This window comes from Emticicia sp. (assembly GCF_043780375.1).
Taxonomy (GTDB): Bacteria; Bacteroidota; Bacteroidia; order Cytophagales; family Spirosomataceae; genus Emticicia.
The window spans coordinates 47,145-65,325 of record NZ_JAYWCU010000120.1 but is presented as its reverse complement, the minus strand read 5'-3'; the positions used below and the strand labels follow the sequence as shown (position 1 = coordinate 65,325).

General features: G+C 37.5%; 11 protein-coding genes. 5 read left to right on the top strand and 6 right to left on the bottom strand.

Going from position 1 to position 18,181, the window contains the following annotated elements:
- Positions 1–65 precede the first annotated feature (65 nt).
- A complete protein-coding gene (locus ACH2CJ_RS09445; RefSeq protein ID WP_394992364.1) occupies positions 66–1,952 on the top strand; it encodes a beta-N-acetylhexosaminidase in 1,887 nt (628 codons plus the stop codon).
- 66 nt (positions 1,953–2,018) lie between these two features.
- Here the strand turns inward: ACH2CJ_RS09445 and ACH2CJ_RS09440 are convergent, their stop codons facing one another.
- From ACH2CJ_RS09440 to hutH, 4 genes are all read right to left on the bottom strand, one after another.
- On the bottom strand, positions 2,019–2,984 hold the full coding sequence (locus tag ACH2CJ_RS09440) for a formimidoylglutamase (RefSeq protein ID WP_394992363.1): 966 nt from the start codon (positions 2,982–2,984) through the stop codon (positions 2,019–2,021).
- A 4-nt stretch (positions 2,985–2,988) separates the two neighbouring features.
- A complete protein-coding gene (gene hutI / locus ACH2CJ_RS09435; RefSeq protein ID WP_394992362.1) occupies positions 2,989–4,218 on the bottom strand; it encodes an imidazolonepropionase in 1,230 nt (409 codons plus the stop codon).
- A 46-nt stretch (positions 4,219–4,264) separates the two neighbouring features.
- Positions 4,265–5,941: a urocanate hydratase gene (gene hutU, locus ACH2CJ_RS09430; RefSeq protein WP_394992361.1), complete on the bottom strand. Its 1,677-nt coding sequence runs from the start codon at positions 5,939–5,941 to the stop codon at positions 4,265–4,267.
- A 70-nt stretch (positions 5,942–6,011) separates the two neighbouring features.
- Positions 6,012–7,520 carry a histidine ammonia-lyase gene (gene hutH, locus ACH2CJ_RS09425; RefSeq protein ID WP_394992359.1) on the bottom strand — a complete coding sequence of 503 codons (1,509 nt, stop codon included), beginning with the start codon at positions 7,518–7,520 and terminating at the stop codon, positions 6,012–6,014.
- Positions 7,521–7,834: 314 nt separating this feature from the next.
- Between hutH and ACH2CJ_RS09420 the strand changes: the two genes are divergently transcribed.
- A complete protein-coding gene (locus tag ACH2CJ_RS09420) occupies positions 7,835–11,368 on the top strand; it encodes an SNF2-related protein (RefSeq protein WP_394992357.1) in 3,534 nt (1,177 codons plus the stop codon).
- A 4-nt stretch (positions 11,369–11,372) separates the two neighbouring features.
- Complete coding sequence (locus ACH2CJ_RS09415) at positions 11,373–12,239, top strand: LysR substrate-binding domain-containing protein (RefSeq protein ID WP_394992356.1); 867 nt, start codon at positions 11,373–11,375, stop codon at positions 12,237–12,239.
- 42 nt (positions 12,240–12,281) lie between these two features.
- Here ACH2CJ_RS09415 and ACH2CJ_RS09410 read toward each other — a convergent pair whose 3' ends face one another.
- On the bottom strand, positions 12,282–12,749 hold the full coding sequence (locus tag ACH2CJ_RS09410) for a CAP domain-containing protein (protein WP_394992355.1): 468 nt from the start codon (positions 12,747–12,749) through the stop codon (positions 12,282–12,284).
- 241 nt (positions 12,750–12,990) lie between these two features.
- Between ACH2CJ_RS09410 and ACH2CJ_RS09405 the strand changes: the two genes are divergently transcribed.
- Together ACH2CJ_RS09405 and ACH2CJ_RS09400 are read left to right on the top strand one after the other, a co-directional pair.
- Positions 12,991–13,851: a ThuA domain-containing protein gene (locus tag ACH2CJ_RS09405; RefSeq protein WP_394992353.1), complete on the top strand. Its 861-nt coding sequence runs from the start codon at positions 12,991–12,993 to the stop codon at positions 13,849–13,851.
- A 49-nt stretch (positions 13,852–13,900) separates the two neighbouring features.
- Entirely contained in the window at positions 13,901–17,074 is a 3,174-nt protein-coding gene (locus ACH2CJ_RS09400; RefSeq protein WP_394992352.1) for a PVC-type heme-binding CxxCH protein, read from the top strand.
- A gap of 91 nt (positions 17,075–17,165) precedes the next feature.
- Here the strand turns inward: ACH2CJ_RS09400 and ACH2CJ_RS09395 are convergent, their stop codons facing one another.
- Positions 17,166–18,026 carry an alpha/beta hydrolase fold domain-containing protein gene (locus ACH2CJ_RS09395; protein WP_394992350.1) on the bottom strand — a complete coding sequence of 287 codons (861 nt, stop codon included), beginning with the start codon at positions 18,024–18,026 and terminating at the stop codon, positions 17,166–17,168.
- Between the last annotated feature and the right edge of the window lie 155 nt (positions 18,027–18,181).

Here is an 18,181-nt window from a genome sequence, read left to right as displayed (position 1 = left end):
TGAATTGGATTTAATATTGTACTTCAATTCAACTCAATAATCAACAAAACGCCTCAATCTACTCTATGAAAAAAATTCTTTTTTCGGTACTTAGTTTTGCCTTTTTGAATCTAAATGCCCAGAATACTCCTTTAAATCTAATTCCACAACCTGTTGAAGTACAGCAGACGACTGGCACGTTTACGATTAACGGTAAAACCAGTATTTCTTTTAATAAAGCAGAAGCGAGTAGCGTTGCCGAAATGTTGGTTCAAAAATTGAACGTTCCAACGGGCTTAATGTTAAAAGCCCAAGAAGGTAAAACGGGCATGATTCAACTCAATTTGAATGACACACCCAATACTCAGTTAGGAAAAGAAGGTTATATTTTTGAAGCCACTCCGAAAGCAATTATCATTTCAGCCAACCAAACAGCGGGTTTGTTTTATGGCATGCAAACTTTGCTTCAACTTTTGCCAAAAGAAATTGAAAGTAAGACACTTGCCAAAGCAACGTGGTCAATTCCTGCTGTAAAAATCACTGACTATCCACGCTTTGGCTGGAGAGGAATCATGCTTGATGTGAGTCGTAATTTTTTCACAAAAGCCGAAGTAAAAAAATACATTGATGACATTGCTCGTTTGAAATACAATACTTTTCACTGGCATTTGACCGATGATGAAGGTTGGAGAATTGAAATAAAATCCCTGCCGAAACTTACTGAAGTAGGAGCTTGGCGAGTACCACGTGCAGGACATTTTGGCGACCGTGATATTCCGAAAGCAGGCGAAAAAGCAACTGTTGGAGGTTTTTATACCCAAGAAGACATCAAAGAAATAGTAAAATATGCCCAAGAACGCAACGTTACGATTGTTCCTGAAATTGATGTGCCTGGGCATAGTATGGCTGCCATTGCTGCTTACCCTGAACTAAGTACAAAAAAAGACCCAAAAACATTTGTAAATCCGGGTGCTATGATTGCCGATTGGTACGGAAATGGCACTTTCAAGATGCGTTACGAAAATGCCTTGAATCCTTCGGACGAGAAAGTTTATGAGTTTTTGGACAAAGTAATGACCGAAGTAGCAGCACTTTTTCCTAACCAATATATCCATGTAGGCGGTGATGAGTGCTATAAAGGTTTTTGGGCAACTGATGCAGGCTGTCAGGCTTTGATGAAAAAACTGAACATTCGTCACGTGGAAGATTTACAAGGATATTTCATGAAACGTTTGGAGAAAATTTTGGAGGCAAAAGGTAAAAAATTAATAGGTTGGGACGAAATTTTGGAAGGTGGTATTTCGCCAAATGCCACTGTAATGAGCTGGAGAGGGGTAAAAGGCGGAATAGAAGCAGCACATTTGGGGCATGACGTAGTAATGACTCCTACCACTTTTGCTTATTTAGATTATAACCAAGGCGATAATAGCATCGACCCGCCAATTTATGCAGGTTTGCGTGTGAGCAAATCGTATAGTTTTGAACCAGTGCCTGATGGTGTTGAGGCAAAGTACATATTGGGTGGACAAGGAAATCTTTGGAGCGAACAAACACCAACTTTGCATTATGCCGAATACATGACTTACCCTCGTGCATGGGCGTTGTCAGAAGTTTATTGGTCGCAGAAATCAGCTAAAAACTGGGATAATTTCAGTAAACGTATGGAAAACCATTTTGAGCGTGCCGATGTTGCTGAACTTGGCTATTCAAAAGCAGTTTATGATGCAATTATCTCGACAAGCTATAAAAATAATAAACTAACACTCGAATTGGGTAGTGAATTGAGCGATTTAGATATTTTTTATTCATTTGATGATACAATGCCTGACAAGTTTTCGACCAAATATACGCAACCAGTTGAACTACCCGACGGTGCAATTACGCTTCGAGTGATTACCTATCGTGCTGGAGAACCAATTGGTCATTTGATTACGCTTAAAAGAGCAGAATTGGAGAGAAGAGCTGGGAGGTAGTTTGTGATTTTTTAAAATAGAACGCAGATTCCTAATGAATTATTAATAATCAGATAAATTTGCGTTCTATTTTTGTAAAATTCCTTTCATAAAATCACTCACCAAATAGCTAATTAGTTTACCCGTCCTAAAATCTTGTTGTCCTGTGGATAAATGTGTGGCACCTTCGCAAATATGAAGATAACAAACGTTTGAATTTTGAGAAACTTGGTGCAGAAATTGCCGTGCATGAGTCGTAGAAATTCCAGAGGGAGTCATGGCACTGGAAAGTATATTTTCGATGCAATCTAAGTCTAATTCGATGCCTGTCTGAGCATTTTCAGTAAATGTAATAGCCTGCTGAATTGCTTCTTTGAAAGTCAGGTTTTCTCTCAAAAAAATATCTTCCCAAAACGAAAATTGAATAGCAGGGTTTTTAGAAATCTCTTCAAGAATGTTTTGCGAATTATAGTTTTCGTGTAAACCCACAATTGCATATTTCTGTAAAAAACCTTCTTCATAAGCATACCGAAATCCATTGCCACTGTGCCGCCCTTCTTTGGCTCTAAAATCGCTATGAGCATCTAAATTAATAGCATTAATTGCTCGTTTTTTCGATTGACTCATACCTTTCATAATTGGATAAGCATTATTATGTCCTCCGCCAATGACAATCGGTTTTTTGCCCAAATCTGCTATCTTGGTGATTGTTTTAAATACCTCATTATCAATGATTTCAACGCTTGCTGAGCTAATGTTTTCGTTCAATTCATCAAAAGAAAGACTACCGTAAATGCCAATTTCAGCACCAGTAAGTTGATTTGTGCTTTGAATATTTAGAAATGCCGATAAGAAACTTTCCCAAGCTGTGTGTGTACCGCCAATACCCCGATTGACTCGCACACCAATATCTTCGGCAATGCCAAGAAGTACAAATTTTACCTTCTCTTCACGCCAATTTAGAATAATTTTTTCTCCCAATTTTGTTTCCCCCATGCGGGTTTTGACTATTTGGCTTAAATCGTCTTGTTGATATGTTTTAAGTTTTGGCATAATTTTACTGAAAATTCCCCCGAATCATTATATTATCAATCAAATTTTCACCGAAAGAGTAGGGGAGATAAGCCAGTGAAGGCATTTTTTTTGTGAAAATCAAATTGGCTAATTTGCCTTTCGTAATACTTCCAACTTCGTCAGATACTTCCATGGCATACGCTCCATTTAAAGTAGCTGCATTGATGGCTTCTTCGGGAGTCATTTTCATTTGAATACAACTCAATGCTATCAAAAGTGGCATATTTCCACTTGGCGAAGAGCCAGGATTATAGTCGCTTGCCAATGCAATAGCTAGATTTGCATCGAGCATTTGTCGAGCTGGCGGATACGACATTCTCAGGAAAAATGCCGCTGATGGTAAAAGCGTTCCGATGGTATTTGAGTTTTTCAAACAATCAATTTCCTCATTTCCCATTGTTTCCAAGTGGTCAACCGAAATGGCTCGATGCTTCACACCTACTTGCACACCGCCCGAACAATGAAGCTGATTTGCGTGGATTTTTGGTTTAAGTCCAAAATGCTTGCCTGCTTCTAAAATCTGTTCAGTTTCTGTTATCGAAAAGAAACCTTTTTCACAGAAAACATCAATGTAATTTGCTAAGTTTTCTTCGAAAATGATAGGCAACATCTCATCAATTATTTGCTTGATATAACCTTGATGATTATTTTTAAATTCCGAAGGAAAAGTATGAGCTGCTAAAAAAGTAGCCTTTATAAGCAAATTAGACTTGTTTTTGAGTTTTTTTATAACTCGGAGCATTTTTAGTTCGCCTTCAATACTTAGTCCATAACCACTTTTTATTTCGATTGCTCCAGTGCCTAATTTCTTTATGGCTTCTATGCGATTCCATGCTTGTTCAAAAAGTTCCTCTTCAGAAGTTTCATTAAGTTTCCTGGCAGAGAATAAAATACCACCACCATTTTTGGCAATTTCTTCATAGCTTACTCCTTTTATTTTTTGAATAAACTCATTTTCTCGGCTTCCTGCATACACGATATGCGTGTGCGAATCGCACCAAGTTGGCATTACAAAAGCTTCTTTTGCGTCATAAATATCATTGGTTTCAATAGTCAAATCCAAATCTTTCATCAAACCATAATCGGTTATTTTTTCACTTTCAATTCTTAAAAAGGCATTTTCGAGAAAAGGCAAAATAGCCATTTCCTTACCTCGTAGCAAGTGAGGATTCTCTCTAATTCCGATTAGTTGTTTGATGTTGGTTATAAGCATTTTTTTTGAACAGATAAAACCTGTAAGGTCTGGGTTTGGAGAAGTGTTATAAAAGTCTTTCTTTCAAATCTAAACGATGTTTGCGAGCCATATCTTTGGCAATATCATAGCCTGCATCGGCATGGCGAATCACGCCCATGGCAGGGTCGTTATGCAAAACTCGTTTCAATCTTTTGGCGGCATCTTCTGTACCGTCGGCTACAATTACCATTCCTGCATGAATCGAATAACCCATGCCAACACCACCGCCATGATGCAACGACACCCAACTTGCTCCGCCCGCAGTATTTATCAAAGCGTTCAAAACTGGCCAATCGGCTACGGCATCTGAGCCATCGAGCATGGCTTCTGTTTCTCGGTTGGGCGACGCCACCGAACCGGTGTCCAGATGGTCTCTGCCAATCACCAAAGGTGCTTTGACTTTGCCTGTTTTGACCAATTCATTGAATGCCAAACCTGCTTTTTCTCTTTCGCCTTGCCCCAGCCAACAGATTCTGGCAGGAAGTCCTTGAAAAGCGATGCGTTGTTGTGCCATGAGCATCCAACGTTTCAAAGATTCGTTTTCGGGGAATAAGGAAAGAATTAATTCATCGGTTACTTTAATATCTTCGGGGTCGCCCGAAAGAGCTACCCAACGGAAAGGACCTTTGCCCTCACAAAAAAGTGGACGAATATAAGCAGGGACAAATCCTGGAAAATCAAAAGCATTTTTTAAACCCTGTTCGTAGGCTCGCCCTCTCAAATTATTGCCATAATCGAAGGTAATAGCTCCTTTTTTCTGTAACTCTAACATTAATTTAACATGAATTACCATCGAATGGTTTGCCATTTCGAGGTATTGTGCAGGATTTGTTTGACGTAAAATATTGGCTTGTTCCATCGAAATTTCATGTGGAAAATAACCAATAATAGGGTCATGAGCAGATGTTTGGTCAGTCAAAATATCGGGTACGATATCTCGTTCAATACATCTTAGTAAAAGGTGTATAATATTGCATTTGATGCCAATAGATAATGACTTACCTTGATTTTTTGCTTCAATGGCTCGGTCGATTGCCTCATCAATATCAGTAAAATAAATATCTAAATAGCAAGTTTCGATGCGTTTTTGTATTCGCCATTCTTCTACTTCCGCTACTAAACACACACCGTCATTCATGGTAACAGCTAATGGTTGAGCTCCACCCATGCCGCCCAAACCTGCGGTTATCGAAAGAGTATTTTTTAAGGTATTCGAGAAATGCTTTTTGGCAATTGCCGAAAAGGTTTCGTAAGTGCCTTGTACAATGCCTTGCGAGCCAATATAAATCCATGAGCCAGCTGTCATTTGACCATACATCATCAAACCTTTTTGTTCCAATTCATTGAAATGCTCCCAAGTTGCCCACTTTGGTACAAGCTGAGAGTTTGAAATCAAAACTCTTGGGGCATCTTTATGGGTGGGTAAAATTCCCACAGGTTTTCCTGACTGAATCAATAAAGTTTCATCATCTTCTAAATTCCTTAATGCCTTGATAATCAAATCTAAAGCTTCAATATTTCGAGCGGCTTTTCCTCTTCCGCCATAAACAATGAGGTCTTCGGGGCGTTCGGCAACTTCTGGATCGAGGTTATTTAGTAACATTCTCAATGCGGCTTCTTGCACCCAACCTTTGCAAGTAATTTGAGTGCCAGTGGGTGTTTTATATTTTGCGAAATCGTAGGTGTTTGCTATGTTTTTCATAATTGCATCATTTTATTTAATTCGTTTTATAATTCCCCCTCCTTTTTTTATGGAGGGGAATTTATAATCGCTAAATATTTATCATACTCAAAAACTCAATTGCGTGTTTCATATCATTATGAAGCACTCGGTCGGCGTTGTTGAAGGCTACTTTTTTTCGAAAATCTTCGTAAATATTTTCTACAATTTTAGAGCTTTTGAGTGGTCGTCGAAATGCAAGAGCTTGGGTAGCCGTAAGCAACTCAATTGCCAAAATCCGCTCTACATTATTCAGTACTCGCTGACATTTGGTAGCGGCATTTGCTCCCATACTTACATGGTCTTCTTGCCCATTTGATGATACAATTGAGTCGATACAAGCGGGTGTGCATAGTTGTTTATTTTCGCTCACAATACCTGCCGCAGTATATTGTGGAATCATCAGACCAGAATGTAAACCTGAATTTTTGACCAAAAACAAAGGTAAATCACGTTGTCCCGAAAGCAATTGATAAGTACGTCTTTCTGATATACTTCCAATTTCGGCCATTGCCATGCACATCAAATCAAAAGCTAAAGCCAATGGCTGCCCATGAAAATTTCCACCAGAAAGAATCAAATCATCGTCAGGGAAAATATTGGGGTTATCGGTTACGGAATTGATTTCTTGTAAGAAAGTTTTAGCAATAAATGTGACTGAATCTTTAGAAGCCCCATGTACTTGTGGAATACAACGAAAGGAGTAGGGGTCTTGTACTTGTGTTTTTGTTTGATGAGTTATTTGGCTGTTTATCAAATAGTTACAAATAGTTTCGGCTGTTTCTACTTGCCCTTGATGTGGGCGTATCGAATGAATTTTTGGATGAAAAGGGTGTAACGACGCATCAAAAGCATCAATTGAAATGGCTGCAATCAAATCGGCAGTTTTTAGCATTTTTTGTGCTTTTAGTAAACCATAAATACCGTAAGCTGCCATAAATTGTGTACCATTAATAAGTGCAATTCCTTCTTTACTTTGTAGCTTTATAGCTTGCCAACCAAATTGTGATAGCACTTTTTTTGATGCTTGCCTTTTACCTTCAAAATAAACTTCCCCTAAACCAATCAAAGGCAAAGCCAAATGCGAAAGTGGTGATAAGTCGCCCGAAGCACCGAGTGACCCTTGCGTATAAATAATAGGCGTAATATCATAATTATAAAAATCAATCAACCGTTGAACGGTTTGTTCCTGCACGCCCGAATGTCCATAAGAAAGTGATTGTATTTTCAGGAAAAGCATCCATTTAACTATTTCATGGGGCACTTCATCGCCTAAACCACAAGCGTGCGATTGTAATAAATTGTATTGCAATTGAGCAATTTGAGTTTTGTCGATGGCAATATTTTGTAAGAAACCAAAGCCAGTATTAATGCCATAAAAAAGGCAATCGGAGTTGTCTAATTTCTCATCAAGGTAATTTCGACAAGTATTGATTTGCTGCCTTGCTTCTTCCGAAAGTACCAAATCGTTCTTGTGAGAGGCTATTTTTTTTAGAGTTTCAATATCCAACCAATCATTGTTGATAAAATGAAGGGCTTTATCAATCGTTGTTGCTACCATTTTTTTGAGATATGAGATTCGAGACGTAAGATTTGAGAAAACGTTTCAATTTTAGAGCTAAGACAAGTCTTTACCCCAATCTCGAATCTGAAAACTCGTATCTTTTGAACACAAAATTCGATCTTTCATTTAATAATAAAAAATAGTATTTTTGTGTCTAATTAATCACTAAAATTGATTAATTGAAATAAATGAAAATTCGAAAATGTCAAATTATAGATAGTTCCGAAATTTATCAATTAGAATGAATAGGAGGTAGAAAGAAGGTTTTTGACAAATTATTAATCAATAAAGAAGCATTTTAAGGTATAATCATGGCAACTCAGTACGGAAAAACTTGGTGGGGACAGCAATGGCTCAATTCACTTTCAAAAATTGATAATGGTAATCGCTTGCCCCGTGGAAGAACTTATGCCAACAAAGGTGCAGTGAAAAGCACTGAAATTGATATAAATTCTATTGTTGCAAAAGTACAAGGTTCTGCCCCTCGTCCATATAAGGTGAGAGTTGATGTGCCGATTTTTACAAATAACCAAAAACAAGCACTTTTAGAAGAAATTCTGAGCGATCCAACTTTACTTGCCAAATTATTAAACCGTGAATTGCCACAGGGATTAGCAAAATTTGCCGAGAAAGAAAATATTCCACTTTTCCCAAAATCTTGGCGAGATTTTCCGATGAATTGCTCTTGCCCCGACTCTGCAGTGCCTTGCAAGCATTTGGCTGCTGTTATTTATGTTATTGCCAACGAAATTGATAAAAATCCATTTTTGGTTTTTCAGCTACATGGTTTCGATGTTTTGGGCGAAGTCAGCAGTCGCTATTCGGTTGGCAAAAAATCGGGTATTCGGGTAAACGCTTTTAGTGAGTTTTTTGATGAAAACCCTGCCAAAATTATAGAAATAAAAGAAGATATTTTTGATTACATTGATTTTTCATACATTGAGCCAATGTCTGATAAACTCTTGAAAATCATTCAAGGAAGCCCGATTTTTTCGGAAAAGGATTTCAAGAAAAATCTCGAAAAAGCCTATAAATTATTACCAAAAGAGCTTAATAAATGGAAAAATGAAGAGAAAAAAGAACTCATTGAAGGCTTGATTTTGGGTGATAACCTGGAAATATTTGTTTCAGAAACTGCCCAAATCTCAGAATTTAGGTTTATTTCCACCGACGGAGAATTACAGAATTACGAAAAAGTTACACTCGAGAAATTGCTAAATACACTATATACAAGCGACGAAAAATATTTCGCCCGAATGTCAGATGCTTTTCGAGTTTTGAAAATTTCGCATCAATTTTGTTTGAAATTGTTTGAAAATGGAGCAATTATCCCACAATTATTGAAAAGCACCGGCGATGAATATTTCATCAGGTGGCTTCCTGCAATCAATAATACCGAAATAAAAGACATTCTTACTACCCTTTCACGAGCGACTCCGTCAAATATAATTCAATTTCAAACCAAGAAAAAAACGCTTTACCAAACGCCCGATGAGCAAATAATGACGCTTTGTTCGCTCATGCTCAATGAATATGTAAATCAGTTCACAATTCCGATGGGTGATTTTTACAGAGGTAAGGTTTCATTTGATATGTGGGACGGATTTTTCTTTCAACAAACTCCGTATGAATTTAAAGGTTTTCGAGAGAAAGAAACGCCAATAGCTATTCAGACTTGGTTGAATAATTATTACATTACCCAAAAAGATTTTGTGCCAATATTGAGGGTAGAAGAAAATCCCGAACAAGGTAATTTTGTGGTAGATGTTTTGGTGCAAAATCGCCACGAACAACAGAAAGAACCGATTGAATTTCAGGAAATTTTGCAAAAGAAACTTTATGAAAACATACGTTTTGAGGTTTTGCAAGATTTATTGTTGCTTTCCAATCATTTCCCTGCTTTAGAGAAGTATTTGCAAATGAAAGGCAGTCGAAAAATGCAATTTGACAGCGAAGAATTTGTGGGCGTGCTGCTCGAAATATTGCCTACTTTGCAACTTTTTGGGATTCAGATTCTATTGCCAAAATCGCTGAAACATTGGATAAAACCTCAGGTTTCTGGCACAATAAAATCAAAAAAGGCTTCTCAAGTAGGCGGTTTTATACACCTCGACGATATGCTTTCTTTTAATTGGCAAATTGCCGTTGGCGAAGAATTATTGTCGTGGAATGAATTTGAAAGTCTGATTAAAGGTATGAAAGGCTTAGTGAAAATCAAAGATAGGTACGTGTTAATTGAGCAAGATGAACTTGAAAAACTAAAAAAACGCCTTGAAAATCCACCGAAACTCACAGGTGCAGATTTGCTCAAAACGGCCCTTGCCGAAGAATATCAAGGTTCAAAGGTTGGACTTTCGCCCGAAGTTGTCGAATTATTAAAAGATTTGACGAGTCCAAGCAATGTAAAACTGCCCGAAAACCTTCATGCCGAACTCCGCCCTTACCAATTACGTGGCTATGAATGGATGGTAAAAAATACTAAATTGGGCTTTGGCAGTTTGATTGCCGACGACATGGGTTTGGGTAAAACTTTGCAAGTAATTACGCTTTTGTTGAAGTTTAAGCAAGAAGGGGCTTTTGTCAAAAATAAGGCTTTGATAGTAGTTCCGACTACGCTTTTGACCAACTGGCAAAAAGAAATCAATCGTTTTGCTCCCGATTTAACTTTTCATATTTATCATGGACCGAAACGAAAATTAGAAATTAAAGACAATGAAAATCCTGTTGATTTGGTGATAACCACCTACGGAACGGTGCGAAGTGATGCGGATATTTTCAAGAAAATAAATTGGTATTGCGTAGCGATTGATGAAGCTCAAAACATCAAAAACCCAGATACGGAGCAAACGAAAGCAATAAAAAGCCTTAAATCGGATATTAAAATTGCTATGAGTGGTACGCCCGTAGAAAATCGTTTGAGCGAATTTTGGAGCATTCTTGATTTTACGAACAAGGGTTATTTGGGTAATTTAAGCAAATTTACAAACGAATTTACCAAACCAATACAATTAGAACATAGCCAAGAAAAACTCCAAATTTTCAAAAAAATCACTGCTCCCTTTTTGCTTAGAAGACTAAAAACAGACAAAAGTATCATCAGCGATTTGCCTGATAAAATCGAAAACAATCATTATACAAATCTAAGTAAAGAGCAAGCCGCCCTTTATGAAAGCGTGGTGCAGCAAAGCCTGAAAGATATCGAAGAGAACGAAGGCATTGCTCGCAAAGGTTTGGTGTTGAAACTAATGACGGCATTGAAACAAGTGGGCAATCATCCACATCAATATTTAGGTAAAGGCAAAAAGCTATTGGAAGAGTCGGGGAAAGTGCAAATGTTGATAGAACTCTTAGAAAACATTCAAGAAGCCAACGAAAAAGTGCTTATTTTTACTCAATATCGTGAAATGGGCAAACTTTTGGTTGAGTTCATAAAAGATAGATTTTGGGTTGAACCGCTATTTCTACACGGTGGAATTGAACGCAAACAAAGAGATGTTTTGGTAGAAAGATTTCAGAAAAACAAAGCAGATTCTATCTTTATTTTATCATTGAAAGCGGGCGGAACTGGGCTAAATTTAACACAAGGAAATCATGTGATTCACTTTGATTTATGGTGGAATCCTGCGGTAGAAAATCAAGCGACCGACCGAGCTTTTAGAATTGGACAGACCAAAAATGTGATGGTTTATCGCCTCATTAATCAAGGCACGATGGAAGAAAAAATTGACGAAATGATACGTTCCAAAAAAGATTTGGCAGATATGAGTATCACAACAGGCGAAACTTGGCTCGGCGATTTATCAAATGCCGACTTGAAAAACTTAGTTCAATTGACTAAAATGTAGGTTTATGGAACTTCGACAATTACGGTATTTTTTGATGCTTGCCAATGAGCTACATTTTAAACGTGCAGCCGATAAGCTTTTTATTGTGCAACCGGCCCTCACGAAGCAGATTCAAGATTTGGAGGCAGAATTAGGAATCAGGCTTTTTGATAGAAACAAACGTAATGTAAAACTTTCGGTAGCGGGTGAGTTTTTTAGAAATGAAGTTACGAAAGTGTTTGAAGGCTTGGAAAAGGCTAAAAACGAAATAAAACAAGTAGAATTGGGTCAAATAGGGGAGGTGAAGATTGGTTATGTAGGCTCGTGTATTCACACTTTTTTGCCTAATTTATTAGCTAAACTGCATGAAATATTTCCAGAAATTCACACTTATTTGTCAGAAATGACATCTGCTTCGCAACTTTTAGCCATTCAAAAAGGAGAGTTAGATATTTCATTTTTAAGGAATCCGCCACCTAACAAACGCTTTCAACAGCAATTGGTTTTTCAAGAAAATTTTGCCTTGGTTTTACCTCAGAATCATTGGTTGAATGATACTAATTTCGAGTCAATGGCTCAAGTATCACACGAAAAGTTTATTTTACCTACCAAAAGTGATGGTGAAATTTATCACCAATTACAATGGAGTATTTGTGAAGATGCTGGTTTTGTTCCACAAATTGCTCACGAAACTGTGCATGGGCATACGACTTTAAAACTCGTTGAAAGTGGCTTGGGTATTTCTCTGATTCCGATTTCTTTTAGCACTGTGACCAATGCCGCCATTAAATTCATTGAATTGACAAGCATTCCACAAAAAGCAGAAATTACGGCACTTTGGTCTCCCCAAAATCCAAATCCGAGTTTAGGAAGGTTTTTGGAGATGATTTAAGTCTTATTTTCAGATAGTTCTATATTTTTCAAATAGAACATGCTATTTATTGATAAATAACTGCGTAAAAAATAAGTAGCCATCATTTCTACGCACAATACCAACGCCAGTAAGCGTATATTTTCCTTCAATGTTGTGGCGATGTCCCGAACTTTGTAGCCATCTATTTACAACTTCTTGTGCCGTAAATTTACCATAAGCAACATTTTCGGCAATGGCATTTGAGGCGGTTATCTGGCTCATTAATCTTTTAGCTCGACCGTCGAAACCATCATGCCCGAAAGCAGTTTTTCCATCGGCTATATTTTTACTATGTCGCAATGCCTCTGACGTGATTACAGAAAGCATTTGAAGAGGAACTAAACCTTTTTCTTTTCGGTATTGATTGACATAATCCAACACCGATTGTTGCAATATTGTTTCGCTACTTGCTTGCTCAGAAATTTGAGAACATGCTTGAATTGTAATAAATAAAGCAGAAATAAAGACAATAACAATCGTTTTTTTCATCAGTAACTAATATCAGTTTATCAATGCTAACGTAATTGATAGTGCTTTGTATTGTGTGTTTCGTAATTTAAAATGAAAAAACAGCAGATATCCAACGTATGTATACCTTATTAAACCATGAATCTGTTCTTAATTTTTTTTAATAAAATCTTCTATAAATTACATTTAGTAAAATTTATAGTTTATTTTTATGGGTAGAAAGTTAAAGCCTTATAACTCAACCTCAATCTATAAAAATCTAATGCGTAAAACCTTCATTTTGCTCACTTTTTTGCTGATTGGTGCTATCGTAAATCAAACTTTAGCTCAAGCAAAAGATAAACCCCTCATTGTCTTTGTAACGGGCGACCACGAATATAGCGGCGAATTTACACTTCCATTAATAGCTGCCGAACTCGAAAAAAACTATGGTTTCCGAACCAAAATTTTAAAGGCTTTTCCTAACCAAAATGCCGAAAAAAATATTCCAGGTTTAGAAGCTTTACAAGAAGCTGACTTGGCAGTTTTCTACTTACGTTGGCGACAACTCCCTCCCGACCAACTCGAATACATTGACAAATATTTAAAATCAGGAAAGCCAGTAATGGGTTTTCGAACAAGTACACATTCGTTCAATTTTCCGAAAGGTGATGTTTCTGAAAAATGGAATGCTTTTGGCGAATTTGCTTTAAATGCACCTCCAGGTTGGGGTGGAAAAGCGGCTCACACGCATTATGGACACGAAAGTAGTACTGATGTATCGGTAATTGCTGCTGTAAAAAAACATCCAATTTTAACTGGTGTTGCTCCAACTTTTCATGTGAGGTCATGGCTTTATCGAGTTTTACCCGATTATCCAACCAAAGGTTCTGAGTGGTTATTGATGGGGAAATCAGTAAATCCAGACAAAGCTGCCATCGAAAACCCGGTGGCTTGGATTGGTGTAAATTCGTTTGGTGCGAAGGTTTTTACTACTACTATGGGGCATCCCGAAGATTTTCAAGTTGAATCTTTTCAACGCCTTGTTATCAATGCCATTCATTGGGAATTAGGTAAAAAAATTCCTAAAAAATGGAAAGGAAAAATAGATATAAATGTGCCTTATCGTGGAATGGTGAAATAAATATAATGATTGAATATCATTTCTCATTTCGCCCAAAACATTAAAACTCATGAAAATAAACATCAAATTATTACTCACCATATTTGTACTGACTGTGTTTTTGGTCAGTTCATTTTTACCTGCTCCACCCGAAACTATCAAAATTGATAAGGGAAGCCACATTTCTCTTATTGGAGGAAATCTTGGTTCACGCATGATGAATTATGGTCATTTCGAGGCTGAAATGTACGTTCGTTACCCTGAAAATTCGCTCTTTATACGCAATATGTGCGATGGTGGCGATACTCCAGGTTTCAGACCTCATGCAAGTAGAAACTTACCTTGGGCTTTCCCGGGAGCAGAAAAGTTTCAGACCGAATATGCTACAAAATCAGGGAGTGAAGGGCATTTTGACTATCCTGACCAATGGCTAACAAGACTCAAAACTGATATAATTGTTGCATTTTTTGGTTATAGCGAATCATTTCAAGGCAAAGCTGGACTGGCAAATTATAAAGCCGAATTGGATGCTTTTATCAAATATACTTTAAGTCAGAAATACAATGGAAACACGCCTCCGCAATTGGCTATTGTTTCGCCTATTGCTTTTGAAGATTTGACGAGTAAATATGATTTGCCCAATGGAATAAAAGAAAATGCAAATCTTTTGCTCTATACCAATGCCATGCGAGAAGTGGCCGCTCAAAATGAGCGGTTTGGCGTTCCAATTTTATTTGTTGATGCTTTTACTCCTTCTCAAAAATGGTATGAAAATACTAAGGAATTTTTGACAATTGATGGCTCACAGCTCAATGATGATGGATACAAAAAACTCTCTATTTTACTTTCAGATGTGATTTTTGGTAAAACTCCTGCCAAAGCAGAAGCTAATAGAAGTTTGATTTTGAGTGCGGTAAATGAAAAAAATTGGATGTGGCACAACGACATCAAAATTCCGAATGGTGTACATGCCTATGGTCGTCGTTATAATCCTTTTGGACCAGATAATTATCCTGCCGAAATTGAGAAGATTCGTGAAATGACAGCTATTCGTGACAATGCCATTTGGTTGGCAGCTTCGAAAGGCGAAAAGATGGATTTAGCTACGGCAGATAAAAATACTCGTCAATTACCTTCCGTAAAAACTAATTTTAATCCTGAGAAAAATGGTAGCCTTGAATACCTTTATGGACAAGATGCTTTAAACAAACTAAAAGTACCAGCGGGGTATAAAATCGAACTTTTTGCTTCTGAACAAGAGTTTCCAGACCTTTCAAAACCTATGCAAATGTCTTTCGATAATAAAGGACGACTTTGGGTTGCTGTCATGCCGAGTTATCCTCATTATAAACCAGGCGATTCAAAACCAAATGATAAAATTCTGATTTTAGAAGACACTAATAATGATGGAAAGGCAGATAAAGAAACGGTTTTTGCGGATGGTTTGCACCTGCCACTCGGCTTCGAAATTGCTGCCGAAGGAGTGTATATTTCTCAAGGAACAAATCTAAAACTTTTTACTGACACTAATGGCGATGACAAAGCCGATAAAGTAGAAATTTTGTTGAGTGGCTATGACGACCACGATACACACCATAATAGTCATGCTTTTTGTGTTGACCCATCGGGAGCAATTTACTCGGGTGAAGGTGTATTTTTACATACAAATGTTGAAACTTCTTACGGAACAGTTCGTGCAACCAATGGTGGTTTTTATAGATATAGTCCACAATTACATAAATTGGAGCGGACAGCCCAGCTTTCTATTCCAAATCCTTGGGGCATTGCTTTTGATGACTGGGGACAACCATTTTTTGCCGAAACGTCAAGTCCAGATGTACGTTGGATGATGCCAGGAACGGTTTTGTCTCGTTATGGTGAAGCTACGCACAAAGGCGTTCAATTGATTGAAAAAGACCACATGGTTCGCCCAACTTCGGGTCTTGAATTTGTTTCAAGCCGCCATTTTCCTGACGACATTCAAGGTGATTTTCTCATCAACAATACTATTGGTTTTTTAGGAATGAAAGCACATTCATTAAAAGATGATGGAACTGGATATAAAAGTAAGCATCGAGTAGATTTGGTGGTGAGTGAAGATAAAAACTTTCGCCCTGTTGACATGGAATTTGCTCCTGATGGCTCGCTTTACTTGATTGATTGGCACAATATTCTGATTGGCCACATGCAACACAATGCCCGTGACCCTTTGCGTGACCATTCACATGGAAGAGTTTATCGCATTACTTATCCATCAAGACCATTGGTAACGCCAGCAAAAATTGATGGAGCAAGTGTAGAATCACTTTTAGATAATTTGAAACTTCCTGAATATCGCACTCGTTACCGTACTCGTCGTGAATTAAGAGGTAGAAATGCTGCTGAGGTTTTGCCTAAAATCACGAAATGGGTTGCTAGTTTAGACAAAAATGATGCCCGATATGAGCATCATGTATTAGAAGCTCTTTGGGTAAGCTGGGGCTTAAATAAAGTTGACCAAAAATTGTTACGTCAAATGCTCAAAGCAAAAGATTATCATGCAAGAGTTGCGGCAGTTGAGGTTTTACGTTTTACAGGACATCAAGTGCCCGACCAAGCTGTTTTATTGATGAAAGCTGTGCAAGATGAAAATAGTAGGGTTCGCTTAGATGCGATTGTAGCTGCTTCGTGGATTGGCAAAGAAAAAGGTTTACCGATATTGGCTGAGGCCCAAAAGAAACCTTTGGATGATTGGATGATTCATGCCCATGAAACTGCAGTGGCTCACTTAAAAGGTGAAAATGTGAGAAAGAAAAAAGAAGCAGCAATTGTGTCAGTTTTAAAAGATAAAGAACTTGAACTTTTTAAATTAGGAAAAACGATTTATGCCAAAGAAGGCTATTGCTCGACCTGCCATCAAGCCGATGGGAATGGACTTTCTGCTTCGGGATTTCCGCCGATTGCGGGTACAAAATGGGTGCAAGGCAATGAAGAACGCCTAATAAAAATCGTATTGAAAGGCTTAATGGGACAAGTGGAAGTAAATGGAAGGCAATACCCTGGACAAGTCCCAATGACTCCTTTTGAAGGCTTACTCAACGATAAAGAAGTGGCGGCAGTGCTAACTTATGTAAGAAATTCTTTTGGCAATAAAGCTTCGGCAATTTCACCAGAAAAAGTAAAAGAAGTGAGAGCAGCAACTATTAGTAAAAAAGATTTTTATGATGCTTCAAAGCTACTTTCGGAGCATCCGATGGAGAAATAGATTGTTGAGAAATAAAAGATTCGTAGGTTTAAATAAATCTACGAATCTTTTTTCGTTTAAAAGTATATAATTACGCTACTCAAAATATCCTCTAGAAACTTATACCCTTCAAAAACCTGTCAATTTTTTCCATCAATTCCTTTTTGGCGTAAGCAGGGTCGGAATGTCCAGCATAGGGAATAAATTCAATCTGAACTTTTAAGTTTTTACTTTTATATGCACTCATCAATTCGATGGATTGGTTAATCGGCACTTGAATATCTTGTTCGCCATGCACAATAAAAAGAGGTGGGTCGCTTGTATCAACTTGATAAACTGGACTTGCTAATTTTGCTAATTCGGTTACTTGGTCTAAAGGTTTTCCGAGTAAAATAGCCAATGCTGGCAAGCGAACATTCAAGCCATGCGGCGTTGATTGATTGAGTATAGTAAGAAAATTAGTTGGTCCGAAAAAATCAATACAAGCCTGCACAGATGAGGAAGTATTCAAAAAACTCCCCAAATTACCTTCTAAAGTTGCATTGTTGTTGGTAGTGGCAACTAATGCCGCCAAATGCCCGCCCGATGAACTGCCCCAAATGATTATTTTATCAGATTTATAGCCATATTTACTGGCATTGGCTCTCAAAAAACGAATGGCTGCTTTGATATCATGCACATCGGCAGGAAAAGGTTTTTCGGTACTCGCCCGAAAATCAACACTTGCCAAAGCATAGCCAAAAGGCAATAACCCCAAAGGCGGATTAGCTTTACTTCCAGTGTTCCACGCACCACCATGTACCCAAACGACCAAATAAGGTTCTTTTTGTACTTTTGGTTTATAAATATCAAGTTGAAGTTTTTTTCCATCAACTTCGGCATACGTAATATCTTTCGAGATTTCGATGTCGTTTTGTGCTTGTAAAAGCAAATTACAGAAAGTAAATAGGGTAAGTAAAAGGGTTGTTTTCATTTTATTTTAATAGATTTAAAAAATTCATAATTCATATTACCTTTTTCTAAAGTTTATGAAATATCTACGCCTTCCCTGAGTCTGAAAATAGTATAAAAGGTACAATCTAAATGTTTGCCTTTATTATTAGTTTGGGCAAATAAATTGAAACTAAT